Raw genomic sequence first — 17,787 nt, 5'->3', positions numbered from 1 at the left:
TAGGCTGGCCGTCTTCCCTCTCCCAGAAATATTCTGTTAACCCTAACGGATCGTTAAAAAGCCCGACTCGCCGTGCCTGCCGGAGACCATCGAATGCCTGTCGAACTCATTGACCACAAACCGGAAACCGCCTTGCCAGTTTATCTGGTGGGAAAGGACGGCCTCGACGCCTCGTTCCTTCCGCCCTCGGTCATTGCCTGGGCACGGGCCAATGGCTTTTCCGGCGAGGCGGGCCGCACGCTCGTTCTGCCGGGCGAGGGTGGCGCTCTCGCCGGCGCGCTGTTCGGCACCGGCGACGGCGACAGCCAGCTTGCCGTCGGCGCCCTGGCGAGATCGCTGCCCGAGGGCGAATGGCATTTCGCCCAGGATTTGCCAGCGCCTGATCTTGCGGCGCTGGCCCTCGTCCTCGGTGGCTACGTCTTCACCCGCTACGGCAAGAAGCCCGGCAAGGTGTTGCGCTTCGCGCTGCCGCCGGGCGCCGACAGGGCGCGTGTGGGCCGCATCGCCGAGGGCATTTTTCTGACGCGCGACCTCGTCAACACGCCGACCAGCGACATGGGGCCGGGTGAGCTGGAGGAGGCCGTAGAGGTGCTGGCCGCCGGCCACGGCGCCGAAATCACCGTCGTCAAGGGCGACGACCTCCTGGCGCGGAATTTCCCGATGATCCATGCCGTCGGCCGCGCCTCCACCGGCGCGCCGCGGCTGATCGACATGACATGGGGTCCAAGCGATGCGCCGAAGGTGACGCTGGTCGGCAAGGGCGTCTGCTTCGACACCGGCGGTCTCGACATCAAGCCGTCGTCGGGCATGCTGTTGATGAAGAAGGACATGGGCGGCGCTGCCAACGTGCTGGGTCTGGCCTCGATCATCATGGCGGCGAAACTGAATGTGCGGTTGCGGGTGCTGATCCCCGCGGTCGAGAATTCCATCGCCGGCAACGCCTTCCGGCCGGGCGATGTGCTGAGAAGCCGCAAGGGCATCACGGTCGAGATCGGCAACACCGACGCCGAAGGCAGGCTGGTCCTCGCCGACGCCCTGGCGCTCGCCGACGAGGAAAGGCCGGCGCTGCTCATCGACATGGCGACGCTGACCGGAGCCGCCCGCGTCGCGCTCGGCCCCGATCTGCCGCCATTCTACACCGGCGATGAGGCGCTGGCGGCCGACCTGGCTGCGGCTTCGCTCGCTGTCGAGGATCCGCTGTGGCGCATGCCCTTGTGGCGTCCCTATGATGCAAAGCTCTCGTCCAGGGTCGCCGACGTCAGCAACGTCACCACGGACGGCCTTGCCGGATCGATCACCGCGGCTCTGTTCCTCAAGCGCTTCGTCGAGAAGACGCCCAGCTGGGCGCATTTCGACATTTTTGCCTGGAATCCCAACGATCGCCCGCACGGTCTGACCGGCGGCGAAGCGCAAGGCATTCGCGCCCTGGAACGGATCATTTCGAGCCGGTTCGGATAAAGCAATTTCGTCCGGAATTGCCTAAAACAAATAGGCGGCGGAAAAGCCGGCAAATGCCGGGCACTGAAACGGAAGCGAAACGAATTGCCGCCATACTGGGCGGATGTCGATCTCGATGCGCCCGAGCCAGGCCTTGCGACTGTGGCAGCAGGTGTTGCTGTCGCAGGTGCGCGAGGGCGCGTCCGACCTCACCATGCGCCAGACGGCGATCCTGCTCACCATCTACCTCGACCCGCCGCCGCATACGGTGCGCGGGCTGGCCGCAAGGCTCAACGTCACCAAGCCGGTCATCACCCGGGCGCTCGACACGATGGGCGCGCTGAAGCTCGTCTCGCGCCACCGCGACGAGCTCGACAAGCGCAACGTGCTCGTCCGGCGCACGGTGGAAGGCGCGCTCTTTGTCGAGCGCTTCGGCGATGGTATCGTCGACCGGGCGCATGAGCTGCCCATCTGACCGATCACCAAGTTGACTGGATTGCCGATTTGACCGCCAGGGATGCCCGCCTTCATGCCTTCCGTTCCGATCTCGCCGATGCCAGGCTGAAAGGAGAGGTCGCCGCCGACCGCTTCGTCGCCGGCCGCCGGGCGCGGATCACCGCCGCCGTCGCCGACCTGCGCAAGGCGCCGCGCCCCGATGCCGGGGTCAACACCCAGGCGCTCTTCGGCGACGACGTGCTGGTCTTCGAGGACGCGGAAGGCTGGGCCTGGGTGCAGGCCGAGCGCGACGGCTATGTCGGCTATGTCGCCGACAATGTGCTTGGTCAGCGCGAACAAGCACCGACGCATATCATTTCCGTGCCGCGCACCTTCCTCTATCCGGGCCCTGATCTGCGCTTTCCGGTCGGCGGACAATTGTCGATGGGCTCGACGGTGACGGTGACGGGCTCGGCCGAAACGCGCGGCACGCATTATGCGCTGCTGCCTTCCGGCCAGGCGGTCATCGCCCGCCATCTCAGACCGATCGCGGAGTTGGCCGACGACTATGTCACGGTCGCCGAAAGCTTCCTCGGCACGCCCTATCTGTGGGGCGGCGTCTCCGGCTTCGGCATCGACTGCTCCGGCCTCGTGCAGCTGGCAATGCGCATGACTGGCAGGGACGTGCTGCGCGACACCGATATGCAGGCGGCGTCGATCGGCACGCCGATCGAGCCGGGCCCCGATTTCTCCGGACTTCAGCGCGGCGACCTCGTCTTCTGGAAGGGCCATGTCGCGATCATGACCGACGCGAAAGAGATGATCCACGCCAACGGCCACACCATGCTGGTCTCGCGCGAAGGGCTGAAGGAGGCGGTCGAGCGCATCGGCTATCTCTATGGCGGCCCGACGGGGTTCCGGAGGCCGTAGCGCAGACTCCCCTTCTCCCCTTGTGGGAGAAGGTGTCGCCGAAGGCGACGGATGAGGGGTGCTCCAGGGAACGCCAGCGTCTCACTCCGCTGGAACACCCCTCATCCGTCTCGGCGCTGCGCGCCGATCCACCTTCTCCCACAAGGGGCCTGTTGCGCAGTTAGCGCGGACAGACCCGCGAGGCGGTTTGGCCCGTGAGGTCTCGCTCATTTTTGGCTTTTGGGGTGGAGTTTGATGGTGGCGGGCGGCCTTAGGCTGGATGCTAGGCGCACCTATCCTGTGATTGCCGCCCATCGGCGCATGTTGAAAGCGATCGCGGCAAGTGTCACCTGGGCTGCGGCCTTGGCCAGTCCGACATAGCGGATTGTGGTCAGTTTCATGCGGTTCTTGAGCGTGGCGAAGGTCGTCTCCACCGCCGCCCGCCGTCGTGCGATCAGGCGATTGTAGCGCTTGAGCCGCTCGGGCAGCGAATGGTGCTTATTGGGGCGGCGGGCAATGCGCGGCTTCCTGCCCTCGGCCTTGAGCCGAGCACGCCGGGCATGCGTGTCATAGGCGGCATCCGCCCACACCGTCTTCTCGTCGCCTCGGATCAAGTGATCGGCCACTACCGTGTCGTTGACGTTGGCCGGCGTGGTGATCACCGTGCGGATCAGACCAGAGCCCTCGTCGACCCCAACATGGGCCTTGTAGCCGAAGGTAAAGCCGCCCTTGCCCCGCCGCACGGGACGGGCATCGGCATCCTTCGAGGGCCGCTCGGCTGTCGGCGGCGCCGAGACCGCATCGATCAGCGTCGCATCCAGCATCGTGCCGCGCTTCAGGATCACGCCGGCCTTCTCCACCTGCCGGTCCAGTTCGCCAAACAGCCTTTCCATCAGCCCTTCGCCGACAAGCAGGTTGCGGAAGCGCGACAGCACTGTGTGATCGGGAATGCTCTCCTCAAGGCCAAGCCCGACAAAGCGCCGGAACGACAGCCGGTCACCCAGCGCTTCCTCGAGTTCGCGATCCGATAGCCCATAGAGCGATTGCAGCAGCAGTGCTTTGAACAGCACCAATGGCGGCCAGGCCGCACGTCCCGGGCCGCCATCGCGTAGCGGGTTGAGCAGCTTCTCGAAGCGATACCACTTCACCAGACCGGACAGCCGATCGAGCGGCGAGGATCCACCAGCAAGCTTCTGGCCCAGAAATGCTTCCGCCAGGCTCAACTGACCCGTCCGCTTCACCGCCATCGCGATTCCCTCCGAGTTCCAACTCAGAGAATCACAACCAGCCAATTACGCAACAGGCCCACAAGGGGAGAAGGGGCGAGGAATGCTGATCCCCTTTTGTTCCGATTTTCCTTGGCGAGCGCGCGTCGTCGCGCTACCTCTGGCGCGTGACAGAGCAGCCGCGCCTTGCCGAACAGAATGCCGCCGTCCTCCTGCCCGAGCCATTCGTCAAATGGTTCGGCGCAAAAGGCTGGTCGCCGCGTCTCCATCAGCTCGAGCTGCTGGCGAAGGCTGAGGCCGGACAATCGGTGCTGCTGATCGCGCCGACCGGCGCCGGCAAGACCCTTGCCGGCTTCCTGCCGTCGCTCACCGAGCTCGCGAAACGTCCGCGCCGCAAGCCCGGCGAAGCGCATCGCGGCATCCACACGCTCTACATCTCGCCGCTCAAGGCTTTGGCCGTCGACATCGAGCGCAACCTCGGCAAGCCGGTCGAGGAGATCGGATTGCCGGTCACCATCGAGACGCGCACCGGCGATACGCCTTCGCACAAGCGACAGCGCCAGAAGCTGGTGCCGCCCGACATCCTGCTCACCACGCCCGAGCAGCTCGCCTTGCTGATCGCCTCGAACGACGCGAAGCGTTTCTTCGAGGACCTGCGCTATGTCGTGCTCGACGAGTTGCATTCGTTGGTCACCTCGAAGCGTGGGCACCTGCTGGCGCTCGGCCTGGCGCGGCTGCGCGCCTTCGTTCCCCAGTTGCAAACCATCGGCCTGTCGGCAACCGTCGCCGAGCCGGACGAATTGCGGCGCTGGCTGGTCGCGCAGAATCCACCTAAAAATTCAAAGAATCCCGACATGGCCGGGCTGATCACGGTTGCCGGCGGCGCCAAGCCCGACATCTCGATCCTCGACTCGCGCGAGCGTGTGCCGTGGTCGGGCCATTCGGCCCGCTACGCCATCCCCGAGATCTATGAAGCGATCAAGGAGCACCGCACGACGCTGCTCTTCGTCAACACCCGCAGCCAGGCCGAGCTATTGTTCCAGGAGCTCTGGCGGGCCAACGAGGACTCTTTGCCGATCGCGCTGCATCACGGCTCGCTCGATGTCGGCCAGCGCCGCCGCGTCGAGAAGGCGATGGCCGACAATGCGTTGCGCGCCATCGTGGCCACTTCCACCCTCGATCTCGGTATCGACTGGGGCGACGTCGACCTGGTCGTGCATGTCGGCGCCCCGAAGGGCGCCAGCCGGTTGGCGCAGCGCATCGGCCGCGCCAACCACCGCATGGACGAGCCGTCGAAGGCGATCCTGATCCCGGCCAACCGTTTCGAGGTGCTGGAATGCCGCGCCGCGCTCGACGCCAACTACCTCGGCGCGCAGGACACGCCGCCGCTGATCAAGGGCGCGCTCGACGTGCTGTCGCAGCATGTGCTGGGCGTCGCCTGCGGCGGGCCGTTCGACGCCGACCTTTTGTTCGAGGAGGTGCGCGGCGCCGCCCCTTACGCAACGCTGGAGCGCGAGACCTTCGACCGCGTCATCGACTTCGTCGCCACCGGCGGCTACGCACTGAAGAACTACGAGCGCTATGCCCGCATACGCCGCAATAAGGACGGGCTGTGGCGCGTCTCGCATCCGAGAGTCGCGCAGCAATACCGGCTGAATGTCGGCACCATCGTCGAGATGCCGGAGCTCAACATCCGCTATGTCCGGCAAGGCCGGGGCATGGCCGGCCGCGGCGGGCCTGTGCTCGGCAAGATCGAGGAATATTTCGCCGAGACGCTGAGACCCGGCGACAATTTCCTCTTCGCCGGCAAGGTGCTGCGCTTCGAAGGCATCCGCGAGAACGAATGCGTCGTCTCCAACGGCGCCGGCGCCAACATCATCGTGCCGTCCTATGCTGGCGGCAAGTTCCCGCTGTCGACCTATCTCGCCGAGCAGGTGCGCGGCATGCTGGCCGACAGCGACCGCTGGAAAGCCTTGCCGGAACAGGTCGCCGACTGGCTGCGGCTGCAGAAGGAGAAGTCGGTTCTGCCGAAGCGCGGCGACTTGCTGATCGAGACCTTTCCGCGTGGCAACCGTCATTACATGGTCGCCTATCCCTTCGAGGGCCGGCTGGCGCACCAGACGCTTGGCATGCTTTTGACGCGCCGGCTGGAGCGCGCGTCTGCCAGGCCGCTCGGTTTCGTCGCCACCGACTATTCGCTCGCCGTCTGGGCGCTGGACGACATGGCGGCACTCTTCAAGGCGAGGAAGCCGTCGCTGGCCGCACTCTTCGACGAGGACATGCTGGGCGACGATCTGGAAGCCTGGCTGAACGACAGCTGGATGCTGAAGCGCACTTTCCGCACCTGCGCCGTCATCGCCGGGCTGATCGAGAAACGCTACCCCGGCCAGGAGAAGAGCGGGCGCCAGGTGACGGTCTCGGCCGACCTGATCTACGACGTGCTGCGCAGTCACGAGCCCGACCATATCCTGCTGCAGGCGACGCGCACCGACGCCTCTGCCGGATTGCTCGATGTCAGCAGACTTGGCGAGATGCTCTCGCGCGTGCGCGGTCGAATCATGCATAAGCATCTCGACCAGATCTCGCCGCTGGCGGTGCCGGTGATGCTGGAGATCGGCAAGGAATCGGTCAATGGCGGCGCCAACGACACGCTCTTGATGGAAGCCGCCGATCTGGTCGAAGAGGCGATGGGCCGAGGGTGAAGGAGCGAGAGGGGCTATGAGGGGATGAATTTTTCGCTGTCGCGCGCAACGCTGATCGCCGAGGCCGATCTGATCGGCATCGCCGGCGAGCGCGCGGTTTGCGACCGGCGCGGCGTGCTCTACTTCCCCGATCTGCGGCTGCTCGCCGTCTCCGACCTGCATCTCGAAAAGGGCTCGTCCTTCGCCAAGCGCGGCGCGCTGATCCCGCCCTACGACACCGGCGCCACCTTGCTGCGGCTGCAGGCAGTGATCGCCGACTATCAGCCGCGGATCGTCGTCAGCCTTGGCGATTCCTTCCACGATGGCGGCGGCGCCGAGCGCATGCATCTGAGCTTCCGCGAGCGGCTGGAGGCGATGATGGCCGGCCGCGACTGGTTCTGGGTCGCCGGCAACCACGATCCGGAGGCGCCGGCCGACCTGCCGGGCGAGACGGTGAAGGAACTCGCCGTCGGCTCGCTGGTGTTCCGTCACGAGCCGTCGAAGCTGCGGATCGAAGGCGAGATCGCAGGTCATCTTCATCCCTGCGCCCGCATCGTCCAGCGCGGCCGCTCGGTTCGGCGGCGCTGTTTCGCCGGCGACGGCGGCCGCATGATCATGCCGGCCTTCGGCGCCTATACCGGCTCGCTCAACGTGCTCGATCGCGCCTATGCCGGCCTGTTCCGCCTGGAAACGCTGATGGCCTATATGCTGGGCGCCGAGCGGATTTTCGCAATTTCCGGCTCGATGTTAAGGCCGGGCTGATGCATATCGCCCAAAACGGTTTTGGGACAACGACATGCACAAAGAGAGCTACTCCCTGCCGTAGTAGAGCGTCACCGTGTGCTTCGCTTCGGCGAAGAACAGCCAGCGCTCGACCAGCATGCCGATAAGCTGGGCAATAGCCGCGAGCGCCGACGCGATGGCCGCGACTGGCCACGGTGAGACGAGCGCGACGACGAGCAAGACAGCCGGCACAGCGAAAGCCAGCGCCTGCGTGATCCGTCGCAGCTTCGCGCCGTGCTTGCGCGCGATGCGAAAACCCATCTCCTTGAGCAGGTAGTTCTCTTCGGTATGCGGCCATTCGATCGACCGCACCGTGCCGCCGGCCAGGCCCGTCGCCGTGTTGGCGGTGGTCGGGATTTCCAGCTGGTCGTTGTAGCGCCAGGTCGCGAGTTTCCAGCCCCAGCCGGCGAGCGTGGCTAGCAATGCGCCAGCAAGCACCGCCGTCGATCCGTCGCCAAACCCTTGCAGCAGAGCGTTGAGCAACACGCCACCCGTCATGCCGGCAAAGATAAGATAAGCCGGCAAAGTATAGCGGCTGTGCCACTGCGCGATCGGCTTCAGCGAGGCGTAGATCATGCCTGTCGCGCAGACGGTAGTTACCGCACCGGCCGCAGCCAGCAGTCCGGCGACGGCCACCCAGCCGCCGCTGCGGCCAAGCACCACCCAGCCGATGCCGAACAGCCCGGCCGGAATGAACGTCGCGACCGAGGCCACGCCCTCGCGCGACAGCCAGGAGCTGCGCCATTGCGAGAAGGCGCGCCAGGCGCGCTCAGGCCGGCCGAGATGGCCGGTCGAGGACAATAGGCCCACGATGATCAGCCCGAGCGCCAGCGTCATGCCGACGACGCCAAGCCGGAAATCGGCCGGGGCGAAACCCAACCCGCCAAGCAGGCCGAGCAGCGCCAGCAGGCCGTAGCCGGCGCCGGTGGCGGTGGTGAAGAAGACGACCGAGAAGGCGGGGTGCATGATGGCTCGGGCTAGGTCGAAAGCATGCGGTCGATCCAGCCGAGGAAGCCGCCTTCGGCCTTGATAGGCTCCAGCGCCGGCGCGTCCACCTTTGCCGAGCGCCGGGTATGGGCGCGCGGCGGCAGGTACTTGTTGGTCGGCTTGTAGCCGAGCTCCGGCATAAGGTCGACGCCACCCCGCTCCGCCACAAGCTGCGAAATGGCGGAAGCTGGATCGCCGAGGTCGCCGAAATGCCGGGCGCTGGTCGGGCAGGCGGCGACGCAAGCCGGCACGCGGTCTTCTTCGGCCAGATTGTCGTTGTAGATGCGGTCGACGCAGAGCGTGCATTTCTTCATCACGCCGACGTCAGTGTCGAACTCGCGCGCGCCGTACGGACAAGCCCAGCTGCAGAGCTTGCAACCGATGCATTTGTCCTCGTCGACCAGCACGATGCCGTCCGAGACGCGCTTGTAGGAGGCGCCGGTCGGGCAGACGGTGACGCAGGCCGGCTGCTCGCAATGCAGGCAGGAGCGCGGAAAGTTGACCGTGCGGCCGCCCATCTCCGTCATGTGCTCGTAAGCGTGCACGCGGTTGAACCAGACGCCGTCGACATGCCCGCCATAGGGATCGGTGTCGGTCAGCGGCGCCATGTGGCCGCCAGTGTTCCATTCCTTGCAGGCGGTGACGCAGGCCTGGCAGCCGACGCAGGTGTCGAGGTCGATGACGAGGCCAAGCTTTTTCTCGGTCTGGCCGGGAAGGCAGGTCATTCGGCGGCCTCCCTCTTGATACGGAACGATGCGCCGAACCGCAGTATGTCCGGCGACGCCTCCATATGCGGCGGCGGCGCAAAACGTTCGAATTGCGGCTCGGTGAAGCCGGCCTCCTCCGCCGCGCATTTGACGATGCGCACCCGCACGTCGAACCACGCCGCCTGGCCGGTAACCGGATCGGAATTCGAATAGCGCTTGCCGCTGGCGTCGGCCGCGGTCTGGTCGCCGATGACGTGGTTGAGCAGGAAGCCGCGATTGCTCTCGGCCGCATCGTCCTTCAGGCCCCAGCTGCCGCGTCGCTTGCCGATGGCGTTCCAGGTCCAGACCGTGTCCAGGTTCACGCCGTCGATCAGCTTGATCTGTCCCTTCACCCTGCCGTTGACGCTTTCGATCCACACCCAGTCGTCATCGGCAAGGCCGAGCTTGCCTGCCGTCTTTCGGTGCACGAACAGTCGGTTCTGGCTGGTGATCTGCCTCAGCCAGGCATTCTGCGAGCCCCAGGAATGGTACATATGCATCGGCCGCTGCGTCAGCGCATGCAGCGGATATTTTTCGAGCTCGACGGCATCGTCCTCGAAGGGCGCGTACCAGAACGGCAGCGGGTCCATATAGGCCTCGATGCGACCGCGCTCGGCCTCCGGCGGTTGGGCCTTGCCATGGCCCCGCGCTGCGAGGCGAAAGCGCTGCATCGGCTCCGAGTAAAGTTGGAACACGATCGGCTCGGCCTTGCCGATGAAGCCCATCTCGACCGCGAAGTCGAGATAGGCGCGGTTGCCCATCTTGTAGTAGCGCTGGTCGTCGGCGAGCTTGTGGTGCCAGAAGCCGCCATTGTCGATGTAACGCTGCAGCTGGTCGGGATTGACCTCCCCCTTGCCGATCGCCTCGCCGTTCCTGCCGCGCCAGCCGGCGAGCGGGCCGATGCCCGGCGTGCGCTGATGGTTGACGATGTAGTCGGCGTAGTCGCGGTATTTCGCCGAGCCGTCCTCGTTGGCGAAGCCGGGCAGGCCGAGCCGCGCGCCGAGCTCGATCAGCACCGACTGGAATGGTCTGACATCGCGATCCGGCTGCACGACGGGATGGCGGATGGCGTCGGCCGGACCGTCGGCGTGGCTGATCGGCCGGTCGAGCAGGCTGATGCAGTCGTGCCGCTCGAGATAGGTGGTGTCGGGCAGCACCAGGTCGGCGAACGCCACCGTCTCGGAATAATAGGCATCGGAATAGATGATGAAGGGGATCTTGTAGTTTTCGTCCTCGTCCTTGTCGGTGATCATGCGAATCGTCTCGACCGTGTTCATCGAGGAATTCCAGGCCATGTTCGACATGTACATCATCAGCGTGTCGATCGGATAAGGATCGCCGGCCCAGGCGTTGCGGATGACCGAGTGCATCAGCCCATGCGCAGCCAAAGGCGCTTCCCAGGAATAGGCCTTGTCGATGCGGATCGGAGTTCCGGCCTCGTCGACGAGCAGATCGTCGGGCCCTGAGACGAAACCGAGCGGCATGCCGTCCAGCGGCGTCATCGGCCGCACATTCTTGCCCGCTGGCCTCGGCCCCGGCGGCGCGCAGCGGGGGTAGGGCGGCTTGAAGCGGAAGCCGCCGGGCACGTCCACGGTGCCAAGCAGGACCTGCAGCAGGTGGATGGCGCGGCAGGTTTGAAAACCGTTGGAATGGGCCGAGATGCCGCGCATGGCATGCATCGAGACAGGCCGCCCCTTGATCGTCTCGTGCCGCCGGCCCGCCCAATCGGTCCAGGCGACCGGCAGTTCGATCGTCCGCTCGAACGCGACATGCGCCAGCTCCGCCGCGATCCGCCGGATCGTATCGGCGCTGATGCCGCAGCGGCCGGCGACGGCATCGGGCGAATAGCTCTCGTCCAGGTATCGGTCGGCGATCAGCTGGAATACCGGCACGCAGCGCCGGCCATTGACCATGTGGCTGCCGGTCGGCGCCGGCTTGGCATCTGGGTCGATCGCGTTGACAGGGATCTTCGCCACCCTGTCCCAAGCGAGCAGGTTGCCGGCAGCGTCGCGCACGAACAGACCGTCATCGGCGGACCCGGGCTCCTGCACGACAAGCACCGGCGCGTTGGTGTAGCGCAGCAGATAGTCGAGATCGATGCGGCCGGCCTTGAGCAGTTCATGGACGAGGGCGAGCACAAACAATCCGTCCGTACCGGGCCGGATGCCGATCCAGTCATCGGCGATCGCATTGTAGCCTGTGCGGCACGGGTTGATCGACACCACCTTGGCGCCGCGCGCCTTGAGCTTGCCGAGGCCGATCTTGATCGGGTTGGAATCATGGTCCTCGGCGACACCGAACAGCATGAAGTATTTGGTGTTGTCCCAGTCGGGCTCCCCGAACTCCCAGAACGAGCCGCCGATGGTGTAGAGGCCGCCGGCCGCCATGTTGACCGAGCAGAAGCCGCCGTGGGCGGCAAAGTTCGGCGTGCCGAACTGGCTCGCCCACCAGCCGGTCAGCGATTGCGACTGGTCGCGCCCGGTGAAGAAGGCGAGTTTCTTCGGATCGGTCCGGCGGATCGCCGACAGCCGCTCGGTAGCTATGGTGAGCGCTTCGTCCCATTCGATCTCGCGGAATTCGCCCGAGCCGCGCGGGCCGGTGCGCAATAGCGGCTTCCTCAGCCGCGCGGGGCTGTAATGCTGCATGATGCCGGCGCTGCCCTTGCCGCAGATCACGCCGCGGTTCACCGGGTGGTCCTTGTTGCCGTTGATGTAGCGCACCTTGCCGTCCTTGATGTGGACGTCGATGCCGCAGCGGCAGGCGCACATGTAGCAGGTGGTCTTGGCGATGCGGTCGGAGACGCTTGGCGAGGTGGCGACGCCGTCGCCCTCGTCAGGCGCCTGGCTGTCGGCCAATGGCCGCTGGGACGGGGCTGAATTGGCGCCACGCGGCGCAACCGGGCTCATGATCCGCGCACGCTCTTGTTGACCGCCGCCTTGGCCTTCGTCTTCGGCCCCGGACCGCGCATATAGTGGAGCTCGGGATGGTAGCGCTCGCCGGCCAACTGCCGCCTCAGCCGGCGGCTCCAATGCGCGAACAGGGATTTGAAGCGCCCGATCATTTCCAACCTTGGCGGCGGAACAGCCAAATTTTTCCAAGCCCAGGCAGAAAGTTAGAACAAAGCAATTGATCCGTCTAACAAGCAGCTCTTGTAATTCCGATCGATTTTGCTTCTTAGTTGGCCATGACCCTCGATCAGTTGCGCATCTTCGTCGCCGTCGCCGAGCAGGGCCACATGACCAAGGCGGCAGAGCTGCTCGGCATCTCGCAATCCGCCGCCTCGGCGGCCATTCGCGCGCTCGAAAGCCAGCATGGCGTGCGCCTGTTCAACCGCGTCGGCCGCAACATCGAGCTCGCGCAGACCGGCCACCGCTTCCTGCCCGAGGCCAAGGCGGTGCTGGAGCGGGCGGCCGCCGCCCACAACGTGCTGGAACATGTCTCGCAGACCGTCACCGGCAGCCTGTCGATATCGGCCAGCCAGACGATCGCCAGCTATTGGCTGCCGCGGCGCCTGGCATCCTTCCACGAGGCCTATCCGGCGGTGCGGCTCAGCGTGACGATCGGCAACACAAGGCAGGTGGAGACCAATGTGCTGGACGGCCGGGCCGATTTCGGGCTGGTCGAGGGGCGCACGGAGTCCGACATCCTGCGGCGCGCCACGGTCGACGAGGATCGCATGATGCTGGTGGTGGCGCGCTCGCACCCCGAAATTCCGACGACGCCGGCTGGGAGCCTCGACATCCGGGCATTGCGCTGGATCATCAGGGAAGGCGGGTCGGGCACGCGCGAGGCGCTGGAGGATTTCGCGCGCAGCGAAGGCGTGTCGCCGGCTGAGCTGCAGATCTTCCTGGTCCTGCCCAGCAACGAGGCCGTGCGCCAGGCGGTGGAAGCCGGCGCCGGCGCAGCCATCATCTCCGAGCTCGTCGTCGCGCGCTCCCTGGCAGAGGGCAGCCTGAGGTCCGTGCCAGTCGATCTGCCGAAGCGCGATTTCGCCATGATCACGCACCGCGACCGGCAGGCCAGCCTCGCCCAGATGGCGCTGAAGGCGCATCTGACGGGCAAGGCGGATGCGTCGTCTACGGACAGGGGCTAGTGGTGGACGCGCTCTCTATTTTGGGGGCTCTATCCGATGGATGGTCGATCCCGACACCCAGAGCGAACCGGCACCGTAGCGAATTGCGTCGCCGAACGAGTTACCTTTGAACTTGCGGACAAGTGTATTGGCTTTGGGATCGATCTGGGCGACCGGCGTTCCCGGCGTCGAGACCCACACATAGCCGCCACCGCAAACGATATCGCCGCCACTGCCGGACAGGCCTGTTTCAATCGTCGCCAGCAGTTGGCCGGTCTTTCCATCGATTCGCTGAACGGTGCCGTCGCCTTGATTGAGCACCCAGATCGAGCCTTCGCCGGAGGCGATGAAGCGCGGCGACGAGTGAAGCTTGATGGTCGAGACCACAGTGTTGGTTTTTGGATCGATCCTGTACAGCTCACTGTTGCCGTAACCGGTCACCCACACGGAGCCGAAGTCAACGACGACGCCGGCGCTCAATGCTGGCAAATGAATATTCGCATCGACAGCGCCACTGCGGGAATTGAACCGAGTCAGCTTCGTGTTGCCGATGCCCTTCCCCGTGACGACCCAAACCCCGCCTTCGCCGACGCCGATGCTCCCCTCGTTGCTGAGTATCTGGGCGGGTATTTCCTGGACCAGCTTGTTGGCGATCGGGTCGACTTTGAGGATCATCTTCTTGCCCGTCGCGGGCACCCAGACGGCACCTTCGCCGATGGCGGGGGATTGAGATCCACCGCGGCCGTTGACGTCGATATCGATGACGCTGTTGTCCGCGGCGTTGACGCGCTCAAGGAGGTTGCCGCTCATCATCCAAAGGGAATTGAACCCGAACCCTATAAAATCGCCGCCTCTCTGGATTTCCGCCTGGATCACAAGCGTATCGGCTGGAAGTTCTTCCGCCGCGATGCTCAATCCTGGCGTTAGCGAAAGAATTGACAGTAGGATCAGGGACTTGATCTGGCGCATTTTCGTCCTCCCGACATTTAGGCCCATCGGCTCTGCGGCCAAATTGGAGTCGAGAACACAGGTGATCGTCTGCGAGCAGAGACAGATCATTGTACTGGATTCCGCCCTGTATGTCCGTGACAATTCGGGCGCGCCCATCCGAGGGTCCGCTTACCACCCAAAACGGAAGTCCGTGTCGAATACCAAGCGTCAGACTTTAGCCACCAGAGAAAAGAAGCTTCAAGCGAATTTCCGCTTGGCATCCAGCGCCAGGCCGAGCCCCACCGAGCCGAACATGTCGCCTTCGATGACCGAGGCCTGCGGCACCAGTGAGAGGATCCGCCGCTTTGCCAGCGGGATCGCCGTCGAGCCGCCGGTGAGGAACACGGCCGTGATGGCGGAGGCGGCAACACCGGCGTCGGCGATCGTCCGCCTGACCGTCGCGGTCACCCGTTCGATGTCCGCGCCGATCGTTTCCTCGAGGCCCGCGCGCGTGATCCCGGCCGCGAAGCGTGCGCCGGGCAGCGACACTTTGACTTCGGCCGAAGACTGGTCGGTGAGCGCGATCTTGGCCCGCTCGACCAGGCCGGCCATCGCATGCCCGTAACGATGCTCGACGATGTGGATGAAGCGGTCGACGAGGTCGGCGCGCTCGGCCTCGAAGCGGATCTGCTTGAGGTCCGACATCGCCTTGGCGGTGTAGACGAGGTTGATGCGCTGCCAGGTCGCGAGGTCGACGAAATAGCTCGCCGGCAGATTGCGCTTGCCGTCCTTGGTCGGCGTCAGATAGCCGAGCTCGGGCATGACATGGGCGATGCTCAGCAGCCGGTCGAAATCCGTGCCGCCGATATGGATGCCGCGATTGGCGAGGATGTCGCCCTTGCGGTCGTCCGAGCGGGCGCGCTCCGGCGAGACGCGCACGACCGAAAAGTCGGAAGTGCCGCCGCCCATGTCGACGATCAGCGCCAGCTCTTCCTGCGCGACGTTCTGTTCGTAGTCGAGCGCTGCCGCGATCGGCTCGAACTGGAAGGCGATATGCTTGAAGCCCTGCGCGTGCGCCGCCTTTTCGAGCTCGCCCTGCGCCTTCGCGTCGGCTTCGGCATCGTCGTCGACGAACTGTACCGGGCGGCCGAGCACGACGCGCTCGACCGGGCCGCCGGCATCCTCCTCCAGCCGCTTCTTCAAATGGCCGATGAAGAACCCGATGATGTCGGTAAAGCCGATCAGGCGTGCCTTGATGCGCGTCTTCTCGCTGGCGAGCGAGCTGCCGAGCACGCTCTTCAGCGAGCGCATCAGCCGGCCCTCGACACTGTCGGTGTAGTCGGCGATCGCGCGCCGGCCGAAATAGGTATGGCCGTCCTCGAAGTTGAAGAAGACGGCGCTCGGCAAAGTGGGCTGCTCGCCCTCAAGCGCCACCAGTCGAGCGCGTCCGTCGCGGATCACGCCCACCGTGGAATTGGACGTGCCGAAATCGATGCCGCCGAATGCCGATTGCATCGCAGCCTCCTGTCATTGCGCCGCGGCACCGGATTGCCGGCGTCGGAAAACGCGCCGTCGTCCGGATGGCCGGACCGCTCTGCCGAAATTGAATGTGCGTTGGTTGCCCGTCGGGCGGGAGGCGGCGGTCTACCGCAAGATTGCGAAGAGGGGAACCCTCTTTCACGGGAAAATGGGTCTTCCCATTTTTCCCTGAAGCCTCAATCCTTGCGGAAGACGATGCGTCCGAGCCAGCCGGTGAGCATGGCGAGCGACACGGCGAACACGCCGTAGAGGAAGGAATAGTCGTGCGCGACGCGGAAGATCGACTGCTCGAAACCGGACTTGCGGATTTCGAGCTGGGCAGAGCTTTCCTTGACGAACATGCCGCTCTTGAACAGGAAGGCGCGCGCCTTGTGGGTGCCGACCGGGATGTTGGGCGCGAGCCGGACGGTGGCGCGAAATAGGTTCTGCGACAGGAACTGCACGCCGCCGACATTTTCGCTGTAGAGGCCGGTCGCCGCCTTGCGCGAGCGAAGTGCCGAGGTGAATTCCTCGATCGTCGCCGGGCTGTCGCTGGGCTCCGCCGGTTGCATGTAGAGGTTTGAGGCGCCGAGCGACAGTTGCTTGTAGCTGTTCGGCTCGGTGATGTCCTGCAGCGGGCGGGTGGTCGCGACCGAATAGGACACCGGCACGTTCTCGAACGTTTCCGATTCCAGATTGACCCAGACGCCGAGCACCCTGTCCTTGCGGCGCACGACGACGGGGCGGGCGGGACCCTCCAGCACGACGATGACATCGTAGCGTCCCTGGCGCGCAATCAGCGGATCGGGATTTTCCAGCGAGCCGAAAATGGTGAGGTCGGCGCCGGAAAATCCGGCAGTGATCGAAATGGCGTCGGTGGACAGGCCGATCTGGATGCTTTCGGCTGCCGGCGTCTGTGCCGCCGCCGGCAGTGCCGCGGAAGCTAGCAACAGGAAGGAGGCGGCTGCGAACGCTCTCAATCCCGCCATCAGGTCAGGCCCGCGAGCGAATAGCGATTGGGCGGGGTGACAAAAAGGTCGATGGCGAGGCGGATGGCGACGGCGAGCACCAGCAGCGCAAGCAGGGCCCGCAACTGCTCGCCGCGCAGCCTCTGGCCGGCCTTGGCGCCGTATTGCGCGCCGGCGACGCCGCCCGCCATCAACAGGAAGGCGAGGATCACGTCGACGGTCTGGTTGGTCGTTGCATGCACCAGGGTGGTGTAGGCCGAGGTGAAGATGATCTGGAACAGCGAGGTGCCGATAACGACATTGGTCGGCACCTTGAGCAGGTAGATCAGCGCCGGCACCATGATGAAGCCGCCGCCGACGCCCATGATCGAGGACAGGAAGCCGATGGCGGCGCCCAGCCCAAGCACCGGAATGACGCTGACGAACAGTTTCGAGGCGCGGAAGCGCATCTTGAACGGCAGCCGGTGGATCCAGTTGTGCTGGCCGGATTTCTTCAGCACCGGTGCCGCGCCGCTGCGGCTGGCGCGCAGCGCGTTCACGCTTTCGACCAGCATCAGCCCGCCGACGGTGCCGAGCAGCGCGACGTAGAGCAGCGAGATGAAGAGGTCCAACTGGCCGAGCCGGCGCAGCAGCGCGAAGACATAGATGCCGGCGCTCGAGCCGACGATGCCGCCGGCCAGAAGCACGCCGCCAAGCTTGAAGTCGAGCGTGCCGCGCTTGAAGTGCGACAGCGCGCCGGAGAAGGAGGAGGCGATGACCTGGTTGGCCCCGGTGGCCACCGCGATTGCCGGCGGGATGTTGTAGAAGATCAACAGCGGTGTGATCAGGAATCCGCCGCCGACCCCGAACATGCCCGACAGGAAACCCACCGCCGCGCCCATCGCCAGCAGCACGAAGACGTTGACGGAAATTTCCGCGATCGGGAGATAGATGCCCACCCGTCTGTCTCGATCAGTTTGCCTATCGGCGAATGCCGCCGTCCCCGGCAGTTTCACACCGAAAAGCCAATTTTTTCTTGCGCCGGCGCGGCGGCGGGGGTCAACCCCCGCCGCCGCGCCGAAACAAAAACCATCTCAATCAGTTAACAGGCAAATC

15 protein-coding genes are annotated in these 17,787 nt (G+C 65.3%); 6 read left to right on the top strand and 9 right to left on the bottom strand.

Annotated features, from left to right (window positions below):
• The first annotated feature begins 93 nt into the window (after nt 1-93).
• The 3 genes from EJ067_RS12575 (at nt 94) to EJ067_RS12565 (ending at nt 2,802) form a co-directional block, all read left to right on the top strand.
• Nucleotides 94-1,458, top strand: a complete 1,365-nt coding sequence (locus tag EJ067_RS12575) for a leucyl aminopeptidase family protein (RefSeq protein WP_126085985.1) — start codon at nt 94-96, stop codon at nt 1,456-1,458.
• A gap of 103 nt (nt 1,459-1,561) precedes the next feature.
• Nucleotides 1,562-1,912, top strand: a complete 351-nt coding sequence (locus tag EJ067_RS12570; RefSeq protein ID WP_126085984.1) for a MarR family winged helix-turn-helix transcriptional regulator — start codon at nt 1,562-1,564, stop codon at nt 1,910-1,912.
• A gap of 29 nt (nt 1,913-1,941) precedes the next feature.
• Entirely contained in the window at nt 1,942-2,802 is an 861-nt protein-coding gene (locus tag EJ067_RS12565) for an NlpC/P60 family protein (protein WP_126085983.1), read from the top strand.
• A gap of 272 nt (nt 2,803-3,074) precedes the next feature.
• Here EJ067_RS12565 and EJ067_RS12560 read toward each other — a convergent pair whose 3' ends face one another.
• Nucleotides 3,075-4,028 (bottom strand): IS5 family transposase, encoded by a 954-nt coding sequence (locus EJ067_RS12560; protein ID WP_126085982.1) that lies wholly within the window; start codon nt 4,026-4,028, stop codon nt 3,075-3,077.
• Nucleotides 4,029-4,174: 146 nt separating this feature from the next.
• Between EJ067_RS12560 and EJ067_RS12555 the strand changes: the two genes are divergently transcribed.
• Both EJ067_RS12555 and pdeM read left to right on the top strand, forming a co-directional pair.
• Nucleotides 4,175-6,709 carry a ligase-associated DNA damage response DEXH box helicase gene (locus EJ067_RS12555; protein WP_126085981.1) on the top strand — a complete coding sequence of 845 codons (2,535 nt, stop codon included), beginning with the start codon at nt 4,175-4,177 and terminating at the stop codon, nt 6,707-6,709.
• A gap of 24 nt (nt 6,710-6,733) precedes the next feature.
• Nucleotides 6,734-7,450 (top strand): ligase-associated DNA damage response endonuclease PdeM, encoded by a 717-nt coding sequence (gene pdeM, locus EJ067_RS12550; protein WP_126085980.1) that lies wholly within the window; start codon nt 6,734-6,736, stop codon nt 7,448-7,450.
• A 48-nt stretch (nt 7,451-7,498) separates the two neighbouring features.
• Here pdeM and EJ067_RS12545 read toward each other — a convergent pair whose 3' ends face one another.
• The 4 genes from EJ067_RS12545 to EJ067_RS34565 are packed head-to-tail and all read right to left on the bottom strand — an operon-like array spanning nt 7,499 to nt 12,265.
• Nucleotides 7,499-8,437 carry a DmsC/YnfH family molybdoenzyme membrane anchor subunit gene (locus tag EJ067_RS12545; protein WP_126085979.1) on the bottom strand — a complete coding sequence of 313 codons (939 nt, stop codon included), beginning with the start codon at nt 8,435-8,437 and terminating at the stop codon, nt 7,499-7,501.
• An 11-nt stretch (nt 8,438-8,448) separates the two neighbouring features.
• Nucleotides 8,449-9,183 carry a 4Fe-4S dicluster domain-containing protein gene (locus tag EJ067_RS12540; RefSeq protein WP_126085978.1) on the bottom strand — a complete coding sequence of 245 codons (735 nt, stop codon included), beginning with the start codon at nt 9,181-9,183 and terminating at the stop codon, nt 8,449-8,451.
• Nucleotides 9,180-12,110, bottom strand: coding sequence for a molybdopterin oxidoreductase family protein (locus EJ067_RS12535; RefSeq protein WP_126085977.1), 2,931 nt, complete (start codon nt 12,108-12,110; stop codon nt 9,180-9,182). Before EJ067_RS12535 ends, EJ067_RS12540 begins: the two co-directional genes overlap by 4 nt.
• Entirely contained in the window at nt 12,107-12,265 is a 159-nt protein-coding gene (locus tag EJ067_RS34565) for a hypothetical protein (RefSeq protein WP_189510576.1), read from the bottom strand. Before EJ067_RS34565 ends, EJ067_RS12535 begins: the two co-directional genes overlap by 4 nt.
• A gap of 123 nt (nt 12,266-12,388) precedes the next feature.
• Here EJ067_RS34565 and EJ067_RS12530 point away from each other — a divergent pair, with 123 nt between their 5' ends.
• Nucleotides 12,389-13,297, top strand: a complete 909-nt coding sequence (locus EJ067_RS12530; protein ID WP_126085976.1) for a LysR family transcriptional regulator — start codon at nt 12,389-12,391, stop codon at nt 13,295-13,297.
• Nucleotides 13,298-13,312: 15 nt separating this feature from the next.
• Here EJ067_RS12530 and EJ067_RS12525 read toward each other — a convergent pair whose 3' ends face one another.
• From EJ067_RS12525 to EJ067_RS12510, 4 genes are all read right to left on the bottom strand, one after another.
• On the bottom strand, nt 13,313-14,245 hold the full coding sequence (locus EJ067_RS12525; RefSeq protein WP_126085975.1) for a hypothetical protein: 933 nt from the start codon (nt 14,243-14,245) through the stop codon (nt 13,313-13,315).
• A 219-nt stretch (nt 14,246-14,464) separates the two neighbouring features.
• On the bottom strand, nt 14,465-15,721 hold the full coding sequence (locus tag EJ067_RS12520; RefSeq protein WP_126085974.1) for an Hsp70 family protein: 1,257 nt from the start codon (nt 15,719-15,721) through the stop codon (nt 14,465-14,467).
• A gap of 200 nt (nt 15,722-15,921) precedes the next feature.
• Nucleotides 15,922-16,713 carry a TIGR02186 family protein gene (locus EJ067_RS12515; RefSeq protein ID WP_126085973.1) on the bottom strand — a complete coding sequence of 264 codons (792 nt, stop codon included), beginning with the start codon at nt 16,711-16,713 and terminating at the stop codon, nt 15,922-15,924.
• Nucleotides 16,713-17,630, bottom strand: coding sequence for a sulfite exporter TauE/SafE family protein (locus EJ067_RS12510; RefSeq protein WP_126085972.1), 918 nt, complete (start codon nt 17,628-17,630; stop codon nt 16,713-16,715). Before EJ067_RS12510 ends, EJ067_RS12515 begins: the two co-directional genes overlap by 1 nt.
• Nucleotides 17,631-17,787: the final 157 nt, after the last annotated feature.

It is taken from the genome of Mesorhizobium sp. M1D.F.Ca.ET.043.01.1.1, assembly GCF_003952385.1.
Taxonomy (GTDB): Bacteria; Pseudomonadota; Alphaproteobacteria; order Rhizobiales; family Rhizobiaceae; genus Mesorhizobium.
This window is presented reverse-complemented; position numbering and strand designations above follow the sequence as displayed.

What these genes read in the sequence shown, in the direction of transcription:
- EJ067_RS12560 (WP_126085982.1), bottom strand. Translation starts at nt 4,028, where the DNA reads ATGGCGGTGAAGCGGACGGGTCAGTTGAGCCTGGCGGAAGCATTTCTG.
- pdeM (WP_126085980.1), top strand. Translation starts at nt 6,734, where the DNA reads ATGAATTTTTCGCTGTCGCGCGCAACGCTGATCGCCGAGGCCGATCTG.
- EJ067_RS12520 (WP_126085974.1), bottom strand. Translation starts at nt 15,721, where the DNA reads ATGCAATCGGCATTCGGCGGCATCGATTTCGGCACGTCCAATTCCACG.
- EJ067_RS12575 (WP_126085985.1), top strand. Translation starts at nt 94, where the DNA reads ATGCCTGTCGAACTCATTGACCACAAACCGGAAACCGCCTTGCCAGTT.
- EJ067_RS12535 (WP_126085977.1), bottom strand. Translation starts at nt 12,110, where the DNA reads ATGAGCCCGGTTGCGCCGCGTGGCGCCAATTCAGCCCCGTCCCAGCGG.
- EJ067_RS12545 (WP_126085979.1), bottom strand. Translation starts at nt 8,437, where the DNA reads ATGCACCCCGCCTTCTCGGTCGTCTTCTTCACCACCGCCACCGGCGCC.
- EJ067_RS34565 (WP_189510576.1), bottom strand. Translation starts at nt 12,265, where the DNA reads ATGATCGGGCGCTTCAAATCCCTGTTCGCGCATTGGAGCCGCCGGCTG.
- EJ067_RS12570 (WP_126085984.1), top strand. Translation starts at nt 1,562, where the DNA reads ATGTCGATCTCGATGCGCCCGAGCCAGGCCTTGCGACTGTGGCAGCAG.
- EJ067_RS12515 (WP_126085973.1), bottom strand. Translation starts at nt 16,713, where the DNA reads ATGGCGGGATTGAGAGCGTTCGCAGCCGCCTCCTTCCTGTTGCTAGCT.
- EJ067_RS12525 (WP_126085975.1), bottom strand. Translation starts at nt 14,245, where the DNA reads ATGCGCCAGATCAAGTCCCTGATCCTACTGTCAATTCTTTCGCTAACG.
- EJ067_RS12540 (WP_126085978.1), bottom strand. Translation starts at nt 9,183, where the DNA reads ATGACCTGCCTTCCCGGCCAGACCGAGAAAAAGCTTGGCCTCGTCATC.
- EJ067_RS12530 (WP_126085976.1), top strand. Translation starts at nt 12,389, where the DNA reads ATGACCCTCGATCAGTTGCGCATCTTCGTCGCCGTCGCCGAGCAGGGC.